Here is a 26,267-nt window from a genome sequence, read left to right on the forward strand (position 1 = left end):
AGCCGGGCGTACGTTGGCTAACAGCGGAATTGTAATAAAGGAATGTAAGCCCTGAAAGATAAGGGGATCAGATACGGAAGGAGCAGTTTAATATATAGGGATGTACTTTATAACTTCGTGGCGGTGCGTTGCTGATAGGATACTCCGCTAACAGTGACAAGGCCTGAACTGCAGGAAGCGATAGGTTAGCAGCAGGAGTAGCTACTGCTGCTATTTGCTGGAAATGAAAGGCATGCTCAACCGCTTTCTGGTCTTTGTCCAGCTTCACTGTTTTATGTGCATCCTTGCAGCATTTTTTTGCGCATGCAGTACACTGGTCAGGTCCGCATTTGCTGCATTTTTTAGTTTCCTCATGCCATAATTGTACTTCCACCAGCTTTCCCATGCAGTAGTGCATGTGGAAGGTAGCGCCGGTAGATGAACCCATGTAAAGGACGGCCAATAAGAGTGTGAGGACCTTCTTCATTTCGTTACGAAAATAGAAGTAGTTGCCGGGTTAATTGTTATATAATTATGAGTTTCTTTTATATTTTAATGAGGAAACTATGTTGCGCGTTAATTTCAGGAAGTGGAAATAGCGGATTATTTTATCGTTCGTTGCCGCAGCCTGATACTTTAATTAATTTCTTTACATCACTAATGCAGATTTTTTTGCCCTGAGTAACTAATATACCTGCGAGTTTGAACTCTGTAAGAAACCGTACTATATTCTCAATACCGGTTCCCACCATATTCGCCAGATCGCTTCGGGAAACGTTGATCATAATTTCCGTACCAGGAGCTGTTTCCTCTTTAAATTTCTCGCGTAATACGATAAGTGTAATTGCCAGTCTTTCTTTTACAGATCGTTGCGCAAATACGGAGATGCTATTTGATAATACAGCAAATTCGTGACTGAGCGCTTTAAGTAGCCTGCGTGGCAGAACGGCAGATCTTTCCAATGCAGTTAAAAAATCTTCTTTGGGGATAAATGCAATGACACATTCTTCTAATGTAGCAGAGGAATCCGGATAACGTTCGTCAGCTAAAATAGCGTGGTAGCCTATTAACTCACCCGCATTGGCAACGTATATAATTTGTTCCTTTCCGACATGATCAACCTGGTATTTTTTTACCTTCCCTTTTTTAATAAAGAAGATACCCGAAGCAACAGCACCCTCCCTGAATATAATTTCCCCTTTACTATATCGCTGCTCTAACATATTGGCACAGAGATAAGCCTGTTCGTCTTCCGGTAAATTGCTTAAAATTGACTGAGATTTGAAGTTCCATTTATCAATAGGAAACAGACCCGCTAAACTCATAAATTGACCCAATTGATAAAAAAAGTGACTTTTTTCAATTTTTTAATTGAAAAGTATCAGTTAAACCTAACACCTCCAAAGGTACCTTTGCAAGATGAAAATATCAACTATTTCTCGTCCCAGGATCAATTTCACTAACAATCATGAGTGGATTGATATCAATGGGACAGTTGGGTTTGTAGGTATTTCTGCCTATAAACTTAAAGAAATTAAAAACATTACTAATATAAAGTGGCACGTTAATAAGGGCATTATTGAAAAAGGCAGCCTGATTGCCGAGATTCATACAGCCGACCAGATTATCCCGGTTCATGCCCCTGTTAATTGTAAATTCCTGGGGCAAAACCAAAAATTAGCCGGAAACCTGAACCTGATTATTGAAAGCCCACAGGACAAAGGCTGGGTATTTTTTGTAACCCCTTTGAAATTTAATAATCAGGATACGCTTCTTTCACCTGAAAGTTATCAGAAATTGATACGCGTTAAAGTTGTTAGTTAAGACCAGGAGAAAAATATTGTGATGGGAAAATCCAATTTTATTACCAGCATTTTAAGGAATAAATGCCCACGGTGCAGAAAAGGGAAATTATTTAGAAATGAGAACCCTTATCAGCTGAAGAAAGTTCTTGACATGTATGACTACTGTCCTGAATGTGCGCAGCGAACAGAATTGGAAATAGGTTTTTGGTATGGAACAGGATATGTGAGCTATGTACTGTCTGTGCTATTTTCTATATTCACTTTAATATTGTACTGGCTGATCTTTGGTATAACATGGAGAGATAACAGCATCTTCCACTGGCTTATTGTTAATGGCATCATACTCACACTGGCGATGCCTGTATTGATGCGTTTGTCCCGGACCGTATACCTGAATTTTTATGTGGGATATGATCCTGAAGCCGAAAGTATTATCAAACAACAGGAAACTAAAAAACCATTAACAGTGTAAAATCTTCAAAGGCATATTATATTGAAGACGCACGTTATGTTTTAAATGTTTTATCACTTGATGCCCGGGCAAAAAATGCAGTATACGATCAAACAGTTTATTTTGATTACACTTTGATCCAGAACTTCAGCAAATGATCTATTGCTGTATCTACCAAAAGATACCCTTCCGGACCTTCTTCCTCTGCACAATGATAGGTAGCAAGCCTTGTGCCTGCCGGCATTTTTTCCAGCTGACGGTATAAGTGCCTGTTATATTGATTATACAAATACCTGGAATAAGTAAGCTTATTATCTATTTTATAAGTACCTGGAAGATTTTCGTAAAAAGAGTTGAAAAAATAAAAATGATCATACTGACTGAAATCGAGGTCTATTAAATTACCATGAATGAAAGTAACATTATTAAAGCCTAACATTTCTTTCGCAATAGTGGCGTAAAAAACCATATCATGGCGTTGTTCAATGCCATAGAAGAAGGCTTCCGGGTTATAGTGAGATCCTCCCAGGCAAAATTTACCCGGTCCGCTGCCGATATCCAATATCCTTGCGCCGGGTACTGCTGCCAGAAATTTGGATGCCTTTTGTACCACTTTTAACGGAGTCCAGTGCTTTTGCGCTAATGCCTGTATATAAAGAGGGTAGAGGTGGTGAAAATTAAGGTCGGAATCAAACCATTTGTCCGGGTGTCCGGGTAAAGCAGGTGTTGTTAATGACATGTATTATGCTGAAATTTCTGATTTACAATTAAGCGGTATTCCATGCGGGTACTAGCTGTGTTCACATCACAAAGGTATTCCTCTATTGATCTTCCCGCGGTGAACTTTATCAGCTTAAAAAGTGAGTTTTATCAATTTAAAAGATGTTACTTTTGAAGTTATGAGTATCAAGGGGATTTTTCCAATCGATAAATGGGATTTCAAAAGTGAATCTATCCTTGTAGATCTGCCAGGGGAAGATTATGAGCTATTGACCGCCCATCAAAGCGAACAGATATATAAGAAAGGTGAAATTCTTTTTAAAGAGGGAGCTTATCCATCCGGTATATTTTATATTACTAAGGGCAAGGTTAAAAAGTATAAAGTTGATAATGAAGGTAGAGAGCAAATAGTTTACTTAGCTAATACCGGGCAACTTATAGGATATCATGCCATTCTTTCGGAAGACCGTTATCCTGATTCAGCTGCGGTGATAGAAGAAAGTACCATCGCCTTTATTCCCAAAGAAGATTTTTTGAATACGCTGGAACATTCTCCAGTATTGAACACCAGGTTGCTTAAAACTTTAAGTCATGAATTTGCGGTATTGGCAAACAGTTTGACCATGTTTGCTCAAAGAACTGTGCGTGAGCGGCTGGCGCTTCAATTAATTGTTATCAGAGAAAAATACAAAGTGAATTTAATGGAAGGAATGCCTATAGAAATAAACATTAGCCGGGAAGACTTAGCCAGCCTCGTAGGTACCGCCAGAGAAAATGTGGTAAGGACTTTAACAGAATTTAAGGAAGCCGGGATTTTGGAAACGAAAGGCAGAAAAATTATTATTGGGAACGTTAATAAGCTAATTGAAATTGCCAATTATAAATAAACTAAAGAAGGCTCCTGCTATCACTTTCCGTAATCTTACTCTTCCGGATTTTATGCGGTGTACCATTTTAGCGAACCTTACACGGAAAGCATCATAAAACATAGCAACAACCAATATGGCTGCCGGCAAATAAAATGTATAATATTTCAATTGCAGGAAAACATAGCCACCAACGATGCCTCCGCCAAGAAAAAAGAAGATGACAACCAGCCGCAACATAATTTTTTTTCTCACTTCGATGATGTTTTTACCCGCTCCTGAGATCCAAGTATACAGATCAATTCCAAGGTCCGTAAACATGCCGGTAAGATGAGTGGTTCTGACAACATATCCTGATACTGTAGATACCAGCGCATTTTGCATACCCATAGCAAACAGCAGGCTACCGGCAAAATATTCTGTCTTAATGATAGACTGATCATAGGTCTGGCCAAAGCTGCCTACCAGTATAAGGATCATAATCTCAAATATTATGGGCAATGCATAGGCATATCTTTTGTTTTGTCCTGTTTTTCCAATACAAAAACTGGAGAAAAATGCTCCGGCAAGAAAAAGCAACAGCCATAAACCAACCATTCGGGCAGCGCGTAGGTCACCTGTTGCCAGCTTATGCGCCAATAATGCTGCGTGTCCCGTTACATTGGTGGTAAGGACCGCAAACGCGAAGAAACCGGCAGCATTTACCATCCCTGCTGTAAAGCATAACAGCACTGCTAATCGTAAATTGTGTTTATAATTCCTTTTTCGTCCTATATGACGCAGCATATATTACCTCCTTTAAACAGTTACGCTCAGGCAATCCTTTTTAAACAAGTTCCATCTTCGAATACTTCCGGAGATAAATAGAAGCATAGCGTAAACAGCCCCATTGTGTGCTATTCCAATCAAGTGGCGATAAATTTTCCAGCCAGGCCAGTAGTTTTGTAAGAACAGGTGAAATCAAATCTGCTCCTTCCTTTTGCTCAATATTTGCTATTGCCCCCAAAATAATAGATTCTACCTGGCTATTAAGTACTGCCGTCTTTAATTGTTCTGCTATCAACAATACATATTTATCTGCTTTCATCATTCGTTTTTTATATCCGTGCTTTGACTATATTTTATCTTTTGATCCACATTTTTAAGAGGAAATCAACGGTAGCATCCACCATCTGATAACTGGGTGGTACTTCATCTTCCAAACTATGATATGTAACCAACCTGGTACCACTTGGTTTATCTTCCAGACCTTTGAACATATAGCGCACATAATATTGATAGAGACTTGTTGAATATTCCATCTGCTGATCAATATGCCCGTCGCTGGCCAGGTTTTCAAAGAACGCATTATAAAAATAAAAGTGATCAAAGTCCTCAAGATCAATCTGCGTAAAATTCCCGTGAATAAAATCTACATTCTTAGCTTCAGTTAATTCTTTGGCGGCAAGCGAAAAATGATATAATTCTTTTCTTTGCTCTATGCCATAAAAAGTAACATCGGGGAAATGATAGCCTCCAACAAGACAAAATTTGCCAACACCACTACCGATATCAAGAATTTTCTTTCCGGGTTCGGAAGCGAGGAACCTGGCGGATTTCTTTGCTACTTCCATTGGAGTCCAATGCCTCCTGGACAATTGTTGTATCCTTTCGGGGTATAACCAGTCAAATGCTGCATCATTTGCATACCATGTTGGTTTTGGTGTAATTTTTTCCATTTTTGTAGCTGAGTACTTTTAGAAAGGATACATTGCTGTTTGTATTTAGCAAATAATCCGGGTTAACCGGGAGATAATGCATCATTTCGCGCCACAAAGTTAACAGTAGATCCCTTCCGTTTAATTGATACATTTCAATTAAAAAGCTGCAAAAAATCACTTTTTAATTGAAATGATTATTCAATGCAGGTGTTGCATCACATGCATGCTGAGGGCAAAAAATTTAAAAAGGGAAGGATCGAAATATACCTGCTAAAAAGACCAATACTTTGAATACTGGTCTTTTTTATAATGTTAATCCTTATTATGTCCATGCCCCTGACCGTTATCATTGCCATTTCCGTGTCCATTTCCATGCCCATTATTTCCATGCCCCTGACTGTTATCATTACCATTTCCGTGGCCCTGGTTATTATCTCCATTATATTTTCTCTGGTTACCTCTTCCATTCATGGGATGACCTTTTACCGCATAATATTTCTCATCTCTGCTATCCCGGATGATTTGCTGTTGGTCATATTGCCCCTTATATCTACCATACTTATTCCTGTATATATCCGGATGCAGATAAGGTTTCGGATCATTTACAACTACCTTATAGCTCCTGTAGGGATCGTAATTATATCTTCCCGGTAATGCTGATGCAAACACCCACCTTCCTCCATTCTGATAAATGTATTGATGATTGGGTATAGAATAGTAAGCATCTGCATCCGGTAAATAATAATATTGTGCATAATCATATCCAACAGGCCCCCATACCGGCTGACTTCCAATATTTACATTCACATTTAGTTTCACCTGTGCATTCACCAGGCTTCCGTAAAAGAAGCCACTGATGAGTAAACAGATGACCAACAGTAGTTTTTTCATATAATCTTATTAGTGGCAATACTATTTGTTGCAGCCTGCAGCAAAAGTGATAATAACACTTCCGGGGATTCCCGCCTCAGTGTTTACCTTACAGATGCTCCATCCAATTACGACGCCGTTTTAATCGATATACAGGATACCCAGGTAAATAATTCAACGGATCCTGACAATGGATGGCAATCATTACACTTATTACGCCCTGGTGTATATGACCTGCTAAAATTTAAAAATGGTGTGGATACGGTACTGGCTTCAGTAGATATACCAGCAGGAAAAATTTCACAGATCAGATTGATACTGGGTGCTAATAACAGTGTTGTTATCGGGGGGGGTGCCTATCCGCTGAAAACGCCTTCTGCACAGCAATCCGGATTAAAGCTGAATATTCAGGCGCAACTGGTTGCAGGTATAGAATATAAGCTATGGATCGATTTTGATACAAAACGCTCTATCGTAGTTACCGGCAACAATAATTATATTTTAAAACCGGTTATCCGCACCTTTGCGCAGGCCACCAGTGGTTCTGTGAGAGGGATTATACTTCCGCCGTCAGGTGTTAACTGGGTGTATGCGATACAAAATATGGACACCATTGCTACTGCAAAACCGGACCTGGTAACAGGTGCCTTCCTGATCAGTGGCCTCAGCAGCGGATCTTATACTATTGCTGTAGATGCTGTGGCACCGTTGAACAGCAGAACTATTACCGGCGTAAATGTTACTATAGGTCAGGTATCAGATGTTGGTACTGTCCAGTTACATTAATTTACGGAACGGAAATAACATAAAGCCATGAAGAACTTTTAAAAGAGTTTTTCATGGCTTTGTTATTTGTCGCCCTAACCTTTATGCAGTTACCGTAACACTATCTATAAATGAGCTGACAACGCTGATAGACTGCGCACCGTTCCTTTAATTTTGAATCTTTCGATCATGATTATCCTTGATAAAAGAGGAATACTATAATTGATTTTTTTAAGCGTAAGCCAGTGGCAGTTGCGTATAAATACTTTTTTTTGAATTGTTTATATTTTATATTGCACCACTTTTATTTCTGTAACTGATCAATAGTAAAAAATAATTTAATATACTTATATCAATTGTTATGTTAGCGCAATGTTCTGTCAGATAGCATCCTTATGCCCGAATTTTGGTGAGAATGATAAGCATAGCTTATTACCGGATTCGGTTTAAGTTTTATTCCTTTTCCTGCTCCTATATTTAAGTATACCTTATACTAAAGGAGATTGCTTGCTCTTCGATATACTGTATCTTATTTATTATAACAGGATTAATGCTATTCATTTTTGATTTTAATAATGAATGTTACAAGTGACATCAGTAAGCCTTTTTCATGAAAATTGGAAAGAGATGAATGTATATGCAACCTATTCATTCAACAAGAAATATAATCAGTCAATTTGAATAAGAACAGTGGCATGCTACGCTAAAAAATAATTGATGCATATTCACCAGAAAGAATGAATAATTAGAATTGAGTAAAAAATTAAAAAATAACATAATTATCCTTGTAGCTTAAAAAGAACTAATGAAAAAATTATTATCTGTACTGTTTGTTTTAGGAAATATTGCTGTTAATGCCCAAACCAATCAATTAGGAAGCACTGGCAATGCAGGTATCGGGACCACAACACCGACAGAAAAACTGGAAATATCTTCCCTTGGCTTATCCAATATAAAACTTACCCATACCAGTGATGTACTGGGTATAGTAGGTACCCTGAAATTTAATATGTCCGGTACGGATGTAGGAAGGATCGAAGTGGAAAGGACGATTGCTTCAAATAGAATGAGCGTTATGAAGTTTTTTGTAAAAGGTGACAGTTTATCGGAGGCGATGAGAATTAACTATAATGGGAGTGTAGGCATCGGTACAACAGATACAAAAGGGTACAAACTCGCTGTAAATGGCAGTGGCATTTTTACGAGGTTAAAAGTGAAGGCGTATGGTGCCTGGCCTGACTATGTATTCCACGAAGATTATTTACTTCCAACTTTATCTTCCGTAGAGAAATTTATAACAGAAAATAAACATCTCCCGGATATGCCATCTGAAAAAGAGGTAATGGCAGACGGACAGGATGTGGGAGATATGAATCGTTTGCTGTTGAAAAAGGTAGAAGAGCTGACCCTTTATATTATACAACTGAATAAGAAAATGGATGCGCAACAAGCCGTGATTTCAGCACTGCAGAAATAAATAGACCCCTTTACCTCATTCTCTATACTTATATGAAAAATCTCTTTTTACTGTTACTTGTATCCCTTGTGTTTTGCTGTCGTGCATTTGCGCAGGATAGTGCAGTGAATAAAATACCGGATAAGTATCTTTCCCAGGCAAAGAAGAAATCTGATAAGTTGGAGAAACAGGTAACCCGGAGAACTGATAAGGCGTTACGTCGTTTTATGAAAGAGGAAGGCCGGTTGAAGAATAAACTGGCGCGTATTGATTCGACCAAAGCTAAACAACTGTTTTCCGGTTCCATTGATTCTTTAGGCAATATGAAAGCCCGCATACAAAACAAACTAACCAGGGTGAGTCGTCCTTTATCGCAGGCTGGTGGCCCATATCTGGATAGCCTGCAAAATTCACTGGCCTTCCTTAAACAATCCAAAGATCTGTTGAATCAAACTAAAGGAGCCACAGATAAATTAAATGGTTCGCTTAAATCTGTGGAACAACTAAAGGATAAACTGCAACAAGCGGAAGAGGTAAAGGCGTTTATACGGGAACGCAGACAATTACTGAATGAACAGTTAAAGCAATACACCGGTTTCTCTAAAGACCTGCAGAAAATGAATAAGGAAGCTTATTACTATGCTCAGCAGTTGAAAGAATACAAAGAAGTATTTAAAGATAAAAAGAAAGCAGAGCAGAAAGCGATGGAGCTGATGCAAAAAGTTCCTGCTTTTAATGATTTTATGCAAAAGCATTCGCAGCTGGCCAGCTTATTTAATATACAGGGTGCTGCTGCTTCCGCTCAAAGCCTGGAAGGATTACAAACACGTAACCAGGTGGAGCAACTGATCCAACAACGTTTAGGCAGTGGCGGCCCCAGTGCCAGTGCAGCAGTAAGTCAGCAAATGGCAGAAGCGCGGAGTAAGATGGATGAATTGAAAAGTAAATTCCCGGATCTCGACAATGCTGCAGACATGCCCAACTTTAGGCCGAATCAAATGAAGACAAAAAGTTTTCTGCAAAGACTTGAGTTTGGCAGCAACATCCAGTTTCAGCGTAGCAATAAATTTTTCCCTACTACTGGAGATCTGGCAGGACAGGTAGCTTACAAGTTCCATAAGAATGGGAGTACAGGTGTAGGGCTTTCCTATAAACTGGGCATGGGTACCGGCTTTGATAATATCCACTTCTCCAATCAGGGAGTAGGTATACGTTCCTTCATCGACTGGAAGTTAAAAGGCACCTTTTTTCTTAATGGTGGTTATGAACAAAACTATCAGCCCAATTATGCAGCGCTACCGGATGGAGTAGGGCAGAAATGGACACAAAGTGGGTTGATAGGGATCAGTAAAAAGTATAAGATCAATAGTAAGATGAAAGGCAATATTATTTTGTTGTTTGATTTTTTATATAATCAGCATGTACCGAAGACGGATCCTATAAAGCTAAGGACGGGTTATACTTTTTAGTGCTTACCGTAACATTAAATATTTCCTAATAAATATCTATGAATAAGACCCAAAATATTTTTTATGGGCACAGTCATACATTTTAAATGTTACAAAAAAGAAGTTAAAATATGAAAAGTAACCTGCTAATGTGGTTAAATAGAATATTAATTACATTGTTTATTAGCTGTAGCGGTATTAATTTTTCTTTTGCTCAATCAGATCAGTTAAATACTGTTATACCACCTTCTCCCCGTTCAAGAGAGTTTGAAAAATTCATTAATTACAAAGTGTCCCTATATAATGGCTTGCCCGAAATGAATATTAACTTTTATACCATTGACCTGGATGGTGTTAAAATTCCTATCGGTATATCTTACCATGCTTCGGGTATAAAATGTGGCCAAACAAGTGGCGATGTTGGGATCGGGTGGGCTTTAAGCTCGGACTATCGTGTATCAAGAACTATGCATGGGAGACTGGATGAAGCTTATAGTATGCCGGATATGAACAATTTCCCCAATGGTCAAACAATAAATGGTTATTTGAGTGGGTTTACCTCGGCATACGACCGCGACAGGTATATCGCAAGGTACATAAACCTGCGACCGGGAGGAGATGTGCCTGCTATTGCAGCGTTTCAAAATGATTACCTGGATGGACAGTATGATATGTTCACTATTGGGCTACCTGCCAATAGTGGTAATTTTATTATTACAGACAGGCAAAATCGCATTACCACTATGCTTGACAATGCGGCTTTGCAAAAAGTAAATTATACAACAAATGATATTGGTATTAACGAGTTTGATGTAACAGATGGTAATGGAGTACAATATAAGCTTGGAGAAACTGATGCCAATAATGAAAATTTCCAGGTATATATGAATGGTGCATTAAGGAAATACAATTCTGCATGGCTGCTTGGCAAAATTACGACTCCTTTCAATGACTCCATCAATTTTCAATACCTGCCATTTACAGAATCAAGTGAGGGTATGCCCGCCTATAGCAGAACCATGATAGAAGGATATTCTGGTGATAATCTTCATCGGGCTGATGGGAGCTCCTGTTACCCTACTTCATATGATTACGGTACAACCCAGCCGGCATCTGTTAATAATTATAACACTAAAATCCTTTCAGGTATCACTACACCGAATGAACAGGTTGTAGTTAGTCGCAATAGCAACGGCACTGTAGCTGCTATTTCAATTACAAATAAAAATGGAGTGCTCATAAAAAAAGCAACCTTTTTTTATAGTCAACCAGGTAGCCGTATTTTTTTGGATTCAATTCAGGTAGTTGGCAACGATAGTGTAGCTATTGAAAAATACAGTTTTGAGTATACTTCTAAGGAGGTAGATTTTCGCAATTATGACTGCTTTGGTTATGGGATTTATGATCAGGGAGGAGACTACAAGTATGCAACCTATTACGGAAGATTTGATTTTCAAAGAATAGGTAAAAATCACTATGATAATATGCAAAATCCATCTGGCAATCCGGATTACTGTTCTGGGTTAGCCATACCTGATTATATAACTTTGAATGGTCTTGATAAAAGAAATTTCCCAACTTCCGATGCCGGTATGTTGAAGACAATTACTTATCCAACCGGAGGCACACAGCAATTTGTGTATGAACCAAATCAATATGAGGCCATCGTTAATGGTAATCCTTATACAATTTCTAAAGGTGGGTTTAGGATTGCCAGCATATATAGTAATGACATCGTGAAAGGAATTGCATTAAGGAGAAATTACTATTACGGGAAGGGGATTCGCGTGTTTGATCCAACTGATCCTAAATTGTATTTAAGTGAAAAAGTTGTCTTAGGTCTTTTTTTCGGTGGTAGTAATATTCCCAATATAAAAAGCTTGCGTAAAACAACCCAATCTTCAGGATTGAATGAAGAAATAACAGCAGCTAATATGCAACCAAATAATGGTTGGTATAATGAGGTAACAGAAGATTATGGAGAAGGAAAGATAGTATATAAATTCGATATACCGTATGCGAACAAAGGGTTTAGCGCTTACCCAACAAATTCGAGTTATGTTTACTTTAATCATGAAGGTTCGCCTCAATTTCCTGCACAATATTTATCATCTTATAATTGCTGGAATAAGCCCTATTTACAGGAGAAAACTGTTTATGAAGGAAAACTAGGGGTCTATACCGCGCGGCAAAAGGAAAATTATGAATACAGTATTCCTGTTCCCAGCCCTGTAAGCGATGAATTTACAGGGTTTAAAGTAGCTGCCTTTGCTTTAGGAGATGATATAGGGGTGCAAACATTAACTACTTCTCCCTATGATCTATATACAAATTCAGGTATTCAATCAGTTTTTAATTATGCTACTTACACCATTACAAGGGGAGATGTATTACTAAAAAAGAAAATTACCACGGACTATGATGTTTTATCAGGCAGTGAATTAATAACAACCTCGGGATACAGTTATACTTCAGCCAATTTAATTGCAAGCGAACAAATAACGAATAGCAAGGGAGAGGTATTTTTGACAAATTATAAGTATCCTTTCAACTATGCGGGAGTCTCTGCTTCTGATAATATTTCAGCCGGCGTAAAAAGAATGCTGGATATAAACATGATTTACCCGGTTATTGAAAAAAGCACTTATAAATCGAATACAGATGGCACGAATAAACGGCTGCTTTCTTCTGCTTTCTTTGGCTATAAGCCTACTTTGCCACTACCGGATAAAGTTTTCAAAACTGAAACAGCTATGCCTGTTACTAACTTCTCTGAATCATCTGTTCAGGGAGGGGTTGTTACAATAGATAATGGATACAAAGAACAAATCAGTTTTGATTTATATGATACGAAAGGGAATATTTTGCAACAATCCAAAACCAACAATATAAAGGAAGTTTATATCTGGGGTTACAATTCCAGGTATCCGGTAGCCAAAATTATTGGCAGTGATTATAACACTGCGAAACAATATATTGATCAAACATTATTAGATAATGCTTCCAATTACACGGATGCAGCGGTTAGAGCAGAGCTGAATAAGCTAAGAAATAACTTACCCAATGCATTCGTATCCACTTATACCTATTCGCCCTTAATTGGTGTAACCAGTGAAACTGATGCAACGGGAAAAACTGTTTATTACGAATACGATGGCTTCAATCGCCTTAAACTTGTCCGCGACAAGGATAATAACATCCTCAAACTCTTCGATTATCAATATCAAACAGCTGTAACACCTTTATATTATAATGTTTATAAGAGCAAGAATTTTGCACGTAACAATTGCGGTTTTGGGAATGGAACCACAGTAAATTATATAGTAAATGAGCGGACATATTCTTCTTTGATAAGTCAGTCTGATGCTGATAAAAAAGCTGATGATGATGTGAATGCAAACGGGCAGGCTTATGCAAATAAATATGGGTATTGTACCTCTTATTATAATGTTACGAATAGTAAATTGTTTACCCGTAGTAATTGTACTGGTGATTTCATGGGGGAGAATGTATGGTATACAGTGGAGGCTGGAAAATATACTTCTGATATCAGTCAGGCAGATGCTGACCAAAAAGCAACAGATGATATGACTTTGAATGGTCCGGGTTATGCAAACGCAAATGGTCAATGTCTTGCCCCTATATATGCTAAAATGAAATTTGAAAATATTGTTCCAACACCTACAACAACAACAGGAGATGTTGTGATAAAGTTTTATAGTAATTCGGATTGCACCATTCCTGTTACAGTAGCAAATATTCTTATAAGGGTGAAAATCACAAAGATGACCACGCCAGATAATACATCTGTAGAAACCTATGAATGGTTTAATTGTGCTGGTTCAAGCCAGGTACTTAAGCCAGGTTTTCTTTTATCTGAACGGCAATCACAGGCCCCCGGAGCACCCGCTACCAATTACACATTCACTTTGCAAAGTGAATACGGATACATTGTTCGTTAAGCGTAGTGAGGTACGGGAAAAATGGATTTGAATAACAATTACAATAAACTTATTTAAAGTAAATATGCGCAGAAATTTAGTGCCTATACAGCTGCTTTTATTTGTGATAGCCTTGTTTATACTGCCAATAAATATATATGCGCAGATAAAGCCTGATGGTAGTCAGCAGTTAGTTTTACCGGTGCAAACACCACCAGGTTCTTATAACAATACCACTGTAAATTATATCCGTACCTGGGAACCTAGCATGCCTACCTTTGACCCGACTGCCGTCATCTCTTCTACAGATATAACGGCAGTGAAACAAACCACCCAATATTTTGATGGTTTGGGCCGGTTGCTGCAAACAGTTATAAAGGGCATAAGTAAAAGTGGGCAGGATATGGTAACACCTGTCATTTACGATACTTTTGGCCGGGAACAATATAAATATCTGCCTTATGTTTCACCTGTAAATGACGGCAAATTCCGAACCAATCCATTTGTTGAGCAACAAACTTTTGCAGGCACGCAATATCCCGGGGAACAGGTGTATTACGGCGAAACGCAATTTGAAGCCTCTCCCTTAAACCGGGTGTTGAAAACGCTGGCCCCTGGCAATAGCTGGGAGGGCAGCGGGCGCGGAGTTGAAAATAGTTACCAGGTGAATACCACCGCGGATGCTGTTGTGATCTGGAATATGACGGCAGGAGCAACTATTCCCACACAAAATGGTGTTTATGCTTCAGGGCAGCTTTTTAAAAATGTGGTAAAAGATGAAGCCGGCAACCGCGTGGCGGAATTTAAAGATAAGGAAGGGAAAGTTATATTAAAGCGCGTAGAAATCACTCCGGGGGCAGCAGACGGATACATCGGCTGGTTATGTACTTATTATGTGTATGATGATCTGAGCAACCTACGTTTTGTAATTTCCCCCAAAGCAGTGCAAGCCCTTTTAACCAGCTGGGTTATTTCCCAGCAAGTAGCAGATGAGCTATGTTATCAATATCAGTATGATGGCCGTAACAGGATGATCGTAAAAAAGATCCCGGGCACTACTGCTCCTACAGAAATGGTGTATGATGTAAGGGATCGGTTAGTATTTACACGTGATGGTAATTTACTGAGCAAGAACCAGTGGATGGTCACGTTCTACGATGCACTTAACCGGCCTACTATGTCTGCCTTGTACAATGGCATTGCCACCGATACCAGGGATGCGCTGCAAACCCGTATGAATGCTGCCACTTCCAATACGCAAAGTATTCCTTATATTTTTCCGGGGGTAGTTGATTTATCGGTGAATAATTATGATAGTCGCCCGCAGTATATTGCTACCCAAAGCGTTACCCTTGAAATGGGTTTTGATACTGGCGCCGGTGCAGCAACAGAGGTCTTGATTGATCCAGCTTTTACTCCGGGAGCTACCACCCTCGCGGCTACCAATCCATTGCCAGGACTGGACCCATCAACATTAACACCCCTTACCTATACCTTTTATGATGATTATAGTTATACCGGTGTGTTGGCTCCTCAAACAGGGGATTTCAATAAACCTCAGGCAGGCAGTAATCCTTATGCAGAGCCTGTAACTGCCGTGAGTGCCATGACCAAAGGATTGGTAACCGGTGCCAAAGTAAGAGTAGTGGGCACTAATACCTGGTTAACTACTTCTACTTATTATAATGACAAGGGTCGCGTTATACAGCTGCTATCGGAGAATATAAACAATGGTGTGGATGTAGTGACATCTCTGTATGATTTTAATGGGAAACAGCTCAGCACCTACCAGCATCATAACAACCCGCATAGCAAGGCTACGCCGGATATGCGGCTGCTGACCAACATGAGCTATGATGCTGTGGGAAGATTAACCAGCATCAGCAAGCAGGTGAACGATGATGCTGCCAAAGTGATTGTGCAGAACAGTTACAATGAGCTGGGACAACTGATGACCAAAACACTGGGAGCCAACCTGGAGAGCCTGACCTATGATTACAATATCCGCGGATGGCTGAAAGGAATCAACAAAAGCTATGCACAAAGCGGGAGTGCGGGACATTATTTTGGAACAGAGCTGCATTACGATTACGGCTATACGCAATCACAGTACAATGGTAATATAGCCGGTATTACCTGGCGCAGTAAGAGCGATAATCAGTGGCGTTCCTATGGGTATAATTATGATGCCGCCAATCGTTTGCTGAAGGGAGACTTCACCCAAAACAACAGTGGTTGGAATAATACAGCAGGCGTGAATTTCAGCATGCAGATGGGAGACGGACTTAATTACAGTACCGCATATGATGCCAATGGTAACATTCTTGGCATGACCCAACAGGGGTTAAAAGGTACCAGCAGTGCTCCTATTGACAAACTCAGTTATGTTTATTTGGCTAACAGCAACAAACTGCAGGGGGTAACGGATGCTGCAAATGATCCCAGCTCTACCCTCGGGGATTTTAAAGAAGTAAATGGTACCGGCACGAATGATTATGCGTATGATGCCAATGGTAACCTTACACAAGACGCCAATAAAAATATACCGGCATCAGGAATAAGCTATAATCATTTAAACCTTCCCACAGGGATAACGATTACGGGTAAAGGCAATATCCAGTACCTGTATGATGCAGCTGGTAACAAGCTACGCAAAACAGTAACAGATAATACAGTAACTCCGGCTAAGACAACAGTTACTGATTATATAGGTGGCGTGGTATATCAGAATGATACTATGCAGTTTTTAGCCCATGAAGAAGGACGGGTACGGCCGGTATTGAAATCGGGGCTGCCTATCAGCTATGTATACGACTATTTTGTAAAAGACCACCTGGGAGATGTGCGGATGGTGCTTACAGAACAAAGTGATTTTAGTATGTATGCTGCTACTATGGAAACAGCACCCGCAGCAACAGAAACGGCTTTGTTCAGCAATATCGACAATACCCGCACAGCTAAACCTGTAGGTTATCCCCAGGATAACACCACACAAAAAAATGAGTTTGTTGCCAAACTGAATGCCAAAGCAGGCGGTCAAAAGATTGGTCCTTCCCTGGTATTACGGGTAATGGCCGGTGATACTATTAAAATAGATGGTAAAGCATTTTATAAATCTGATGGTCCTAAAAACTCCGATAACCCTCCCCATGTAGAGGATATGGTCGCTGATTTAGTGCGGGCATTTAATGGCGCTGATAATAACACCGGCGCACATGGTGAAGGGAGCGCGAATCAGTCTACTCCATTTACAAACAATTTCTATAGCAATGACTACAAACGTTTAAAAGAAAAAGACCCGGAACAAAATAAATCAGATAAACCGAAAGCGTACTTAAATTTTGCGTTGTTCGATGATCAGTTTAAATTAGTGGAAGAGAATAGTGGAGTACGGCAAGTGAAAGGAGAACCTGATCAATTACAATCATTAGGTACAGAGAAGATGGCTATTAAGAAGAGTGGCTTCCTATATGTATATACCAGTAATGAAAGTCAGCAGGATGTGTTCTTTGATAATGTTATATTGGGCGTAACGTCAGGGCCGGTATTAGAGGAAACGCATTATTATCCGTTTGGATTGACGATGGCGGGGATTAGTTCGAGTGCGTTGAAGGGGAGTAATTATCCGGAGAACAGAAAGAAGTATAACGGGATAGAGTATACGAATGAATTGGATCTGGATATATATGATGCACAGTTAAGGAATCTTGATCCCCAGATAGGCAGGTGGAATCAGATAGATCCGAAGACAGAGAATATGGAGATGTGGAGTCCGTATGTGTCTAACTACGATAATCCCATTAGGTATAATGACTTTTTAGGCGATGAACCTGGTCCTGGGGATGGGCTATGGAATAGAATAGTTCAGGTTGCAGGAATAGCAGTGGATAACTTCAAACGCAATACTACTGCTGAAGTAAATTTTGTACGTGATTTAGGGAAACAGGGCATTGACAATTTTAAGAATCGTATTGCTACCGGAACAACAACACCTCAATTAATTCTTAATGATTTTTCAAAAAATCCATTAGCGGCGATAACAGGCATAGGAAGCATAGAGGTAAGAGCAGCGGCGGTAGTGGGTGAAGAAATGGCGGCTGGTGCTAAAGTAGCAGAAGTAGCTAATGGAGGTGTTCAAGAAGTAGTTGGTGCAGGGAAAGTGCCGTTGCCAGATAATGCACTGGTTGTTCGAGGAGGTGTAAATACTCCTGAATCCGTAGCGAAAGGAATAGGAAATCATCCTGAAGGTGTTACTGGGGTTTCAGTTGAATGTGGAACTTGTTCTGTAGAAAAGCTAGCAGAAAATATTCCACATAATCAAGTAGGTGTAACAACAGTTGGTGAAGTTCGGGCTGCAGGCGGTGATGTAATTAAGACTTCTGGAAAGAGTCCCAATCATGCTACCTTAACCAATCTAACTCCTAAAACAATTAGTGAGTTATTAAACCCACCAATAAAAAATCCGGCTAAAAAAACGCCATAATATTTAATACGAACAAATTTTGATAGCAATGATGCAAAAAGTTTATGTAGATTTTAATAATTGTGATCGTCAGGGAAGGGTTCGTTTGAATACAAGAGGAACTTTCGATGATTTAGAACGTTTAAATATTAAACTCGTTCCAGGACTTGAGTTATTGTTAGATGATGATGAAGAGTTAGCGGCGGTTGGAATAGTTCAATTCTCAGAAGAAGAGAATATTTGGGTTGCAACCTTCACGTGGGTAAATACATAAGGTTGTATTTCTGTATGAGGCGAAGGAAATTTAAGAGCCTATTAGTAACCAAAAGAGCCGCGGGGCAATGCCCGCGGCTCTTTATGAGTTAAAAACTTTTTTAGCTTTAGTATTTTGAATAATGTTGTCAATGAGGAAATACACCTTCTCTTTGGTATCCTCGTCCAGCTTCTCAATGTCCTGGCTGCCGCCGCAGCGGCCAGGGGGGAATGGCGGTGTGGGGCGGAAGACGTTTTGTTGGGGCGATAGAATATAGCCATCAGCGTTATACCGCTGACCCGGCGGCGGAAGAATAAGCTGCGCGAACACCAGCGTTAGTACCCTGATCAGCGTTAGTACTATCGCGCTTCCGTCCGGGGATAGATGATGTGATCAGCAGCAGAATATAGGCTGAGCGATAAATCTATGATCAACATGAGAATGTAAATCAGCAGCAGTAACACATCATCTATCCCCGGACGGTGACCGCGTTTTATGACCGATCAGATTTTTTTCTTTCATATGAAAAAATAAAATCCGTTATTTTTAGTGGTAGAAGTTCTTTGAGACCGTTGTTGGAGGAGACGCTATTATTATCCGTTTGGATTGACGATGGCGGGGATTAGTTCCAATGCGTTGAAGGGGAGTAACTACCCGGAAAATCGCAAGAAATACAATGGTAATGAGTTACAGTCAAAAGAGTTCAATGATGGAAGTGGGTTGGAATGGTTTGACTTCAATGCAAGAACTTACGATCAACAAATAGGAAGGTTCTTACAAAAAGATGATAGGGTTGAGAATCACTATGACCTTACACCATATCATTTTGCAATGAATAATCCATTATTATTCGCCGATCCTTCAGGTATGGATACAACAAGAGGTACAACTGCTGCAAATAATCCTCAGCAAGGTGATGTATTGGTTGTACCTGGACAAAAGGGTCAGGAATCCTTTTACACTTATAATAAAGATGGGGGCTGGACAGGAACAGGAATGAATGGGGGAACGTTAAATGGAGTGACTATAACTGGACGTGGGGATACCAATGGAGACAATAATAATGCTGCTAGGTCTTCTGGAGGTAGTGTTGCATTAACGGGTGTGCCGATGCCTATAGGTTTCCCCGGGTATAGTCCGCCATCTGGTATAACTTTACCTCCGGTAGTTATTCCGGCGCCTAACCCAATATTGTTGGTTATTGCACTTATATTATTACCAGCGAATTATGGAGAGCGGAGTAGTGATTATATACCTCCTGGTTATTTAGGTAAACCTTATACTTATTCCAAAGGTGGTCCAAAGAATGTTTGGCCTGATGGACAATATACCAAACCGAATCCTAATACGATTGATTGGAATAAAGGAGATCAACAATTGGCGGATGAAATTACAGGGACTGGGGTACCTAAAGGCCCCAAAACACCTAATAATCTTATAAAGAAATGGTTTAGAGATAAACGACCTAATTAAAAATATGAAGGACATTAATTATATCTCAGAAAAGTATCGCAAATATTTATTAGAAGTTATATTTGAAGAGCAGAAATACTATACAGTGTTTGGTGCAGATTTTTCAGATAATGAAATAGATAAATTGTTAGTTGGTATTGACAAAAATATACTTCTCTTCTCAACACCAGAAGATTTATTAGCCGTAATTCAAAAGAGTACTTGTCACTTTGATAATAAAGTATTAGGTGAATGGGCCAAAGAAAGTTTTGGTATTAAAAGCCCATATGCGATAATCAATTTTGATGTTTTATCACTAAGCAGCATTGATTTAAAGGATAGCCAACTATTTAAGACAATCTATGACACGTTGGGAATTGTAGAAGATTACTCAAATCAAGTAAGTAATGAAGGATTACTTAATCTTCTGGGAAAAGATGTTTTGTCGCAGTTTAAAGATGAGCTTTCAGACTATTTTATCTGGTCAGAAAGTAAAGAGTTCAAAATATCAGTTGATGTTGATATGTTGCTTTTTTATTTAAATAATATTTATAAAAAGGTGAAAGAAAAAATAACTATACATCAATAAGGACAGATAGGGCCGCAGGCAACGCTTGCGGCTCTATCTATTTTAGTATTCGGGGAAATATTGCCATTAAAAATCCTATTATTAACTTTATGCCTTGTTCAATTAATTATTAAGTAGAATTATGACTTTACGTTTAACCCTGTACCTGTTGTTAACTGGCTTAGCCACTGTTAGTTTAGCTCAAACCGAAAAAAAGTATTCCAATTACATTCCGCCTTCTCCAAATGTTGCATCCATCCAGCAATATGGTAATTATCCGGTTTCTGGTGCCACAGGTTTACCTACGATAGGTTTCCCTTTATTTTCTGTTGATTTGAATAAATATTCGCTGCCGGTAAATATAAATTATCATGCCTCTGGCAGAAAGACTTCCCTAAATTACTCTAGTCTTGGCCTTGGATGGAACCTAAATGCAACAGCTGTGATATCGAGAACGGTTAAGGGAAGAGCCGATTTGTTGCCATTCCAGAAAGCGCCATACCCGATTGCGGAAATTGCGAATCTACCTGCAAATTATGACAAGGTATGGCAAATGACCAGCGGTTACGCTTTTGCATCGGCTCAAACGCCTGACAGTCAGCATGACCTGTATACCTATACCCTGAATGGGAAATCCGGTAAATTTATTTTGCAGGAAGGTCAGCCAGTAATTCTTTCCGGGGAACCAATCGGGATACGGCCTATTTCAGAAAACTATTTTGAATTGACAGATGACGATGGGGTAACATATCTGTTTGGCTCACAACCGGGAGATGCCTATGGAGGCGTGGAATTTTTTGACAGCGAAGGAGCTCGCGCTAATGATTCTTGGTTTGTTAATAGCATAACAACACCTTATGGAGAGCAAATAAAGTTTAAGTATGGCAGTGTTTACAGTAACTCAGTATCCGGTTCACACATTTGGGGCAACATGAGCCTTTTTGATCAATATGAAGCGCGAGATGCCATCTACAACCTTAATGATGTGCCATTTACTGGGGCTATCAGGTCATTCCAGGAATATTTTATGAACTACGTTACTGCCATCGAGTTCCCAACAGGAAAGATATCGTTTGGATATGATACCGATTATAAATTAACGAATGCAACGTTAACAGATTATAACGGGAACACAGCCCAAAAATATACGTTTATTTATAAGCAGATACCGGGCGAAAATTTACCAAACAATAACTCCATGTTGCTTTCGGAATTGAACCTGGTAAATGCGCAGGGCGCAGTCAAACAAAAATATGCATTCGACTACAACTTATCTGACGGCTTTCAGGTTACCTGGGATTTTCCTAAGCAACATGATTGGTGGGGGTATTATAATGGTAATTCGGGTGAAAACGGGAGCAATATCCCGGAATTTCTTGTAAAAATGGTTTTCGGCGGAGGTAGTTTCTCTCAAACTATCGGCTCTCCAGGTGGTCTTGCGCCCTCATTTGCTCATAAATCATATGGAATGCTCCGTAAAATTACTTTCCCAACGGGTGGTAACACGCAATTTGTCTATGAGCCTAACAGGTATTTAGATAGGGCGGGCGCATTGCAGCAAGGGCCAGGGATAAGAGTTCAACAGGTTGTATCAACAGACGGTAATGGAAATGTGATGCTAAAACTTTACAAGTATGGTGAAAATGAAAATGGGGCCGGAGCGCTTTTGTATCAGCCGCGTAAATATGATTTTGCGTCGGAACAAACTAATATTACGGTACCGCCGGCTGGAGAAGTAATATCCGTTGGAAATGGAGGCATTCTAGGAGCAGCGAGAGTAAGGCGATATCAATCTTCACCTAATCCGGAAGTAGCCGAAGCATACGGGTACCCCGTATATTATTCAAAGGTGACAGAATATGCTACGGATAAGAACCTGAATGCGATTAATGGAAAAATAGAATATACCTATAGTATTCCTGGACTTGAGTTGTACCAGCGAACAATTCCAAATTGGGGTGAGTATGAGACGGGCTTCTGGTATCAGCCGGTGTATATGCCTCCATACGGTGAATCTAAACTGACTTCAAAAAAAATTTATAAGTCCCAGGGAGCAGATCTGGTCTTGCAATCCAGCAACGAGTTTACCTATGCCACTTTTAAAGAAGTTTCAATACCTGAAATATTTCTGGCGCAATTTATTTTCGTATTACTTGACGACGGAAAGGTAATGGAACGAAAATTTGCCGAGGCACCTAGTAACTTGCCAATTTATGTTTACCGGGAAGTGCCAGTGAAAGGTGGCGCAAGCTTAAAAACTGCAGAGAGTCATACAGTTTATGAAAATGGTCAGTCGCTCACTACCACCACCCAATACACCTATAATAACCTTGCTCATCTTTATCCATCAATAGTTGGCACTACCCATAGCGATGGGAGGATTGAGGAAAAACAGTCAAAATATCCGTTGGATTATTCCGGCATTTCGGCAACCGATCCTATTTCCGCTGGGGTTAAGAATTTGCTGCAGCAACATATTTATACCCCTGTATTGGAATCAAGTACTTTTAAAAGCAATAGCGATGGAAGTAATAAACAACTTATTAAAACAACGTTTGCTTCTTATAAATCAGACATTGGGCTGCAGGATAAGTTATATGTAGTAGAAAATAATCAGCCGCTAAGCGGCTTCGCGGCATCATATGTAGCTAATGGGGCAGTAAAAACTGACCCTGGATACAAGGTAATGATGCAGTTTAACAAATACAACGGGCAGGGCCGGTTGCTTGAGCAGGAAGCGCCGGGAAATGTGAAAGAATCCTATATATGGGGATACAAAAGCTCTTTTCCTGTTGCAAAGATTACTGGCGCAGACTATCAAAGCGCCAGTCAACTGATCACCCAATCTGTTTTGGATAATCCTTCGACAGATAACGCAGTATCGACAGAAACAACGAAGCTCCGCAACGGTTTGCCCAGTGCACTTGTCAACTCTTACACCTTTGCTCCGCTTATTGGCATGACCAGTCAGACCAATGAAAGGGGATTGACGACCTATTATAACTATGACGATATAGGAAGGCTTTCCGTTATTAAAGATCATAATAAGCAAGTCCTTAAACAGTATGATTATCAATTTACCAGTACCATTCCGGCGGCTACAGATATTACTGTTTATAGAAGCGCATCATCTTCACTGGTCTATACGAAAAGCGATTGCCCCGCCGGTATGGAAGGAACGGAAGTTCGATACGGATTACCTGCAGGTATGTTCGTGTCGACCTTAAGTATTGCGGATGCGGAGCAACAATCGGCAGCGGCTTCGGCTCTGTATGGACCTTTATATGCAAATTTATTGGGAGAATGTAAGACGCCGGTAGTAAAAGCTAAAGTGCAGTTGAATTTTAATGTGACAGGTGTGACACCAACATCGTCGATTTCCATCAAGTTTATGCAGGGATCTAATACTGTGGCAACAGCCAGTTTCCCGAGATCTCCAAGCGGACCTTTTACAGTAGATGTACCGGTAGGCACCTATTACCTGGCAGTAACGATACCGTCAATCTATCAGAATATGAACTTAATGCTTTCAGTAACAGAAACTGGGCAGTCGTGGTTTAGCAATGGAGGACTAGGCATTAACTCAGATGCAGTAAGCTTAAGCACAGCAGGAACCTATAATATTACGATATCGAATTAGTAGAGAGGGATCTATCAATAAGTTGCTGCCAAAAGGTCAATAAACAGTTGCCGGAGATACCTTCGGAGAGAGACGTGGAGAAAGAGGGATTAGATATTGGGGAGATGAATAAGAAACTCTTGCAGAAGATAGAAAAGCCGCCCCTGTATATTATTGAAGTGAAGAAAGAGAGTACAGCACAGCGTACAGAGTTAGAGATATTAAAAAAAGCGATCAAGAAGAAAAACTAACTGCTTGCCTGAAATCTTAGTTACAGTGGTCATTAGTAAACCTGTTGAAATAAATATCATGTATAGATTTTGTCTGTTTATAATGCTGCTGGGTTTTGCAGTAAAGCTGCAGGCGCAGAATAAACCGGATGTCACCGTCCAGCCAGTAGCCACACCTGTTGCCCTGCCGGGAGCTTATACAAATACTACAATTAATTATATCCGTACCTGGGAGCCCAGCATACCTACCTCTGACCCGGCTGCCGTCACCTCTTCTACAGATATAACGGCAGTGAAACAAACCACCCAATATTTTGATGGTCTGGGCCGGCCGTTACAAACAGTTAGCAAAGGGATCAGCGGAATAAACAACAGGGACCTGGTAGCCCCTGTTATATATGATCAGTATGGAAGGGAAGGACTTAAATATCTTCCTTATGTATCCCCCACCAGTGATGGCAAGTTTAAGCTCAACCCCTTTGGTGAACAGCAAACTTTTTCAGGCACACAATATCCCGGAGAACAGGTGTATTATGGTGAAACGCAGTTTGAAGCCTCTCCCTTAAACCGGGTGTTGAAAACACTGGCCCCTGGCAATAGCTGGGAGGGCAGTGGACGTGGAGTAGAAAATAGTTACCAGGTGAATACCGCTGCGGATGCCGTTGTGGTTTGGAATATGGCGGCAGGAGCTACTATTCCCACACAAAATGGTGTTTATGCTTCAGGACAGCTGTTTAAAAATGTGGTAAAAGATGAAGCGGGCAACCGCGTGGCGGAGTTTAAAGATAAGGAAGGGAAAGTTATATTAAAGCGCGTAGAAATCACTCCGGGGGCAGCAGACGGATACATCGGCTGGTTATGTACTTATTATGTGTATGATGATCTGAGCAACCTACGTTTTGTTATTTCCCCCAAAGCAGTGCAGGCCCTTTTAACCAGCTGGGTTATTTCCCAGCAAGTAGCAGATGAGCTATGTTATCAATATCAGTACGATGGCCGTAACAGGATGATCGTAAAAAAGATTCCGGGCACTACTGCTCCTACAGAAATGGTGTATGATGTAAGGGACCGGTTGGTATTTACACGTGATGGTAATTTACTGAGCAAGAACCAGTGGATGGTCATGTTCTACGATGCGCTTAACCGGCCTACTATGACAGCCCTGTACACTGGTATTGCCACCGATACCAGGGATGCGCTGCAAACCCGTATGAATGCTGCCACTTCCAATACGCAAAACATTCCTTATATTTTTCCAGGGGTAGTTGATCTATCGGTGAATAATTATGATAGTCGCCCGCAGTATATTGCTACCCAAAGCGTTACCCTTGAAATGGGTTTTGATACTGGCGCCGGTGCAGCAACAGAGGTCTTGATTGATCCAGCTTTTACTCCGGGAGCTACCACCCTCGCGGCTACCAATCCATTGCCGGGACTGGACCCATCAACATTAACACCCCTTACCTATACCTTTTATGATGATTATAGTTATACCGGTGTGTTGGCTGCTCAAACAGGGGATTTCAATAAACCCCAGGCAGGCAGTAATCCCTATGCAGAGCCTGTAACTGCCGTGAGTGCTATGACCAAAGGATTGGTAACAGGTACGAAAGCAAGAGTAGTGGGGACTAATAGCTGGTTAACTACTTCTACTTATTATAATGATAAGGGTCGTGTTATAC

The 26,267-nt window shown here is 40.1% G+C and carries 21 protein-coding genes; 14 read left to right on the forward strand and 7 right to left on the reverse strand.

Annotation, left to right across the window (positions count from 1 at the left end):
- Positions 1–67 precede the first annotated feature (67 nt).
- The gene (locus tag CLV51_RS20990) at positions 68–466 is read right to left on the reverse strand and encodes an HYC_CC_PP family protein (RefSeq protein ID WP_106530039.1); all 399 of its coding nucleotides are present in this window, start codon (positions 464–466) and stop codon (positions 68–70) included.
- A gap of 121 nt (positions 467–587) precedes the next feature.
- Positions 588–1,304, reverse strand: a complete 717-nt coding sequence (locus CLV51_RS20995; RefSeq protein ID WP_106530040.1) for a Crp/Fnr family transcriptional regulator — start codon at positions 1,302–1,304, stop codon at positions 588–590.
- 94 nt (positions 1,305–1,398) lie between these two features.
- On the opposite strand from CLV51_RS20995, the gene CLV51_RS21000 reads away from it, so the two are divergent.
- On the forward strand, positions 1,399–1,803 hold the full coding sequence (locus CLV51_RS21000) for a glycine cleavage system H family protein (protein WP_106530041.1): 405 nt from the start codon (positions 1,399–1,401) through the stop codon (positions 1,801–1,803).
- A 132-nt stretch (positions 1,804–1,935) separates the two neighbouring features.
- Positions 1,936–2,256: a hypothetical protein gene (locus CLV51_RS21005; RefSeq protein ID WP_245898867.1), complete on the forward strand. Its 321-nt coding sequence runs from the start codon at positions 1,936–1,938 to the stop codon at positions 2,254–2,256.
- 106 nt (positions 2,257–2,362) lie between these two features.
- Here CLV51_RS21005 and CLV51_RS21010 read toward each other — a convergent pair whose 3' ends face one another.
- The gene (locus CLV51_RS21010) at positions 2,363–2,974 is read right to left on the reverse strand and encodes a methyltransferase domain-containing protein (RefSeq protein WP_106530043.1); all 612 of its coding nucleotides are present in this window, start codon (positions 2,972–2,974) and stop codon (positions 2,363–2,365) included.
- A 121-nt stretch (positions 2,975–3,095) separates the two neighbouring features.
- Here CLV51_RS21010 and CLV51_RS21015 point away from each other — a divergent pair, with 121 nt between their 5' ends.
- Entirely contained in the window at positions 3,096–3,842 is a 747-nt protein-coding gene (locus CLV51_RS21015) for a Crp/Fnr family transcriptional regulator (RefSeq protein WP_245898869.1), read from the forward strand.
- On the opposite strand, the gene CLV51_RS21020 is transcribed toward CLV51_RS21015, so the two are convergent.
- The 4 genes from CLV51_RS21020 to CLV51_RS21035 form a co-directional block, all read right to left on the reverse strand.
- Positions 3,816–4,607, reverse strand: a complete 792-nt coding sequence (locus CLV51_RS21020; protein WP_106530044.1) for a YoaK family protein — start codon at positions 4,605–4,607, stop codon at positions 3,816–3,818. The two genes, CLV51_RS21015 and CLV51_RS21020, sit on opposite strands and share 27 nt — an antisense overlap.
- A 40-nt stretch (positions 4,608–4,647) precedes the next feature.
- A complete protein-coding gene (locus tag CLV51_RS21025; protein WP_146151340.1) occupies positions 4,648–4,911 on the reverse strand; it encodes a hypothetical protein in 264 nt (87 codons plus the stop codon).
- A gap of 31 nt (positions 4,912–4,942) precedes the next feature.
- A complete protein-coding gene (locus CLV51_RS21030; RefSeq protein ID WP_106530046.1) occupies positions 4,943–5,539 on the reverse strand; it encodes a class I SAM-dependent methyltransferase in 597 nt (198 codons plus the stop codon).
- 294 nt (positions 5,540–5,833) lie between these two features.
- On the reverse strand, positions 5,834–6,412 hold the full coding sequence (locus CLV51_RS21035; protein WP_211302070.1) for a hypothetical protein: 579 nt from the start codon (positions 6,410–6,412) through the stop codon (positions 5,834–5,836).
- A 12-nt stretch (positions 6,413–6,424) separates the two neighbouring features.
- Here CLV51_RS21035 and CLV51_RS21040 point away from each other — a divergent pair, with 12 nt between their 5' ends.
- From CLV51_RS21040 to CLV51_RS21090, 11 genes are all read left to right on the forward strand, one after another.
- Positions 6,425–7,177, forward strand: coding sequence for a DUF4382 domain-containing protein (locus CLV51_RS21040; RefSeq protein WP_158267087.1), 753 nt, complete (start codon positions 6,425–6,427; stop codon positions 7,175–7,177).
- Between the two features lie 784 nt (positions 7,178–7,961).
- Complete coding sequence (locus CLV51_RS21045; protein ID WP_106530048.1) at positions 7,962–8,633, forward strand: hypothetical protein; 672 nt, start codon at positions 7,962–7,964, stop codon at positions 8,631–8,633.
- 32 nt (positions 8,634–8,665) lie between these two features.
- A complete protein-coding gene (locus tag CLV51_RS21050; RefSeq protein WP_106530049.1) occupies positions 8,666–10,081 on the forward strand; it encodes a coiled-coil domain-containing protein in 1,416 nt (471 codons plus the stop codon).
- Between the two features lie 110 nt (positions 10,082–10,191).
- A complete protein-coding gene (locus CLV51_RS21055) occupies positions 10,192–14,022 on the forward strand; it encodes a DUF5977 domain-containing protein (RefSeq protein ID WP_106530050.1) in 3,831 nt (1,276 codons plus the stop codon).
- A 64-nt stretch (positions 14,023–14,086) separates the two neighbouring features.
- Positions 14,087–18,484, forward strand: coding sequence for a DUF6443 domain-containing protein (locus CLV51_RS29460; RefSeq protein WP_106530051.1), 4,398 nt, complete (start codon positions 14,087–14,089; stop codon positions 18,482–18,484).
- 28 nt (positions 18,485–18,512) lie between these two features.
- The gene (locus CLV51_RS21065) at positions 18,513–18,737 is read left to right on the forward strand and encodes a hypothetical protein (protein WP_211302071.1); all 225 of its coding nucleotides are present in this window, start codon (positions 18,513–18,515) and stop codon (positions 18,735–18,737) included.
- Positions 18,738–19,328: 591 nt separating this feature from the next.
- On the forward strand, positions 19,329–20,189 hold the full coding sequence (locus tag CLV51_RS21070) for an RHS repeat-associated core domain-containing protein (protein ID WP_106530052.1): 861 nt from the start codon (positions 19,329–19,331) through the stop codon (positions 20,187–20,189).
- 4 nt (positions 20,190–20,193) lie between these two features.
- Positions 20,194–20,757, forward strand: a complete 564-nt coding sequence (locus tag CLV51_RS21075; protein WP_106530053.1) for a hypothetical protein — start codon at positions 20,194–20,196, stop codon at positions 20,755–20,757.
- 121 nt (positions 20,758–20,878) lie between these two features.
- Complete coding sequence (locus CLV51_RS21080; RefSeq protein ID WP_106530054.1) at positions 20,879–24,376, forward strand: DUF5977 domain-containing protein; 3,498 nt, start codon at positions 20,879–20,881, stop codon at positions 24,374–24,376.
- Positions 24,377–24,480: 104 nt separating this feature from the next.
- Entirely contained in the window at positions 24,481–24,606 is a 126-nt protein-coding gene (locus tag CLV51_RS29800) for a hypothetical protein (protein WP_281261533.1), read from the forward strand.
- 58 nt (positions 24,607–24,664) lie between these two features.
- The coding region (locus CLV51_RS21090) for a DUF6443 domain-containing protein (RefSeq protein ID WP_245898871.1) at positions 24,665–26,267 on the forward strand (1,603 nt) is incomplete at its 3' end.

The organism is Chitinophaga niastensis, assembly GCF_003014755.1.
Taxonomy (GTDB): Bacteria; Bacteroidota; Bacteroidia; order Chitinophagales; family Chitinophagaceae; genus Chitinophaga; species Chitinophaga niastensis.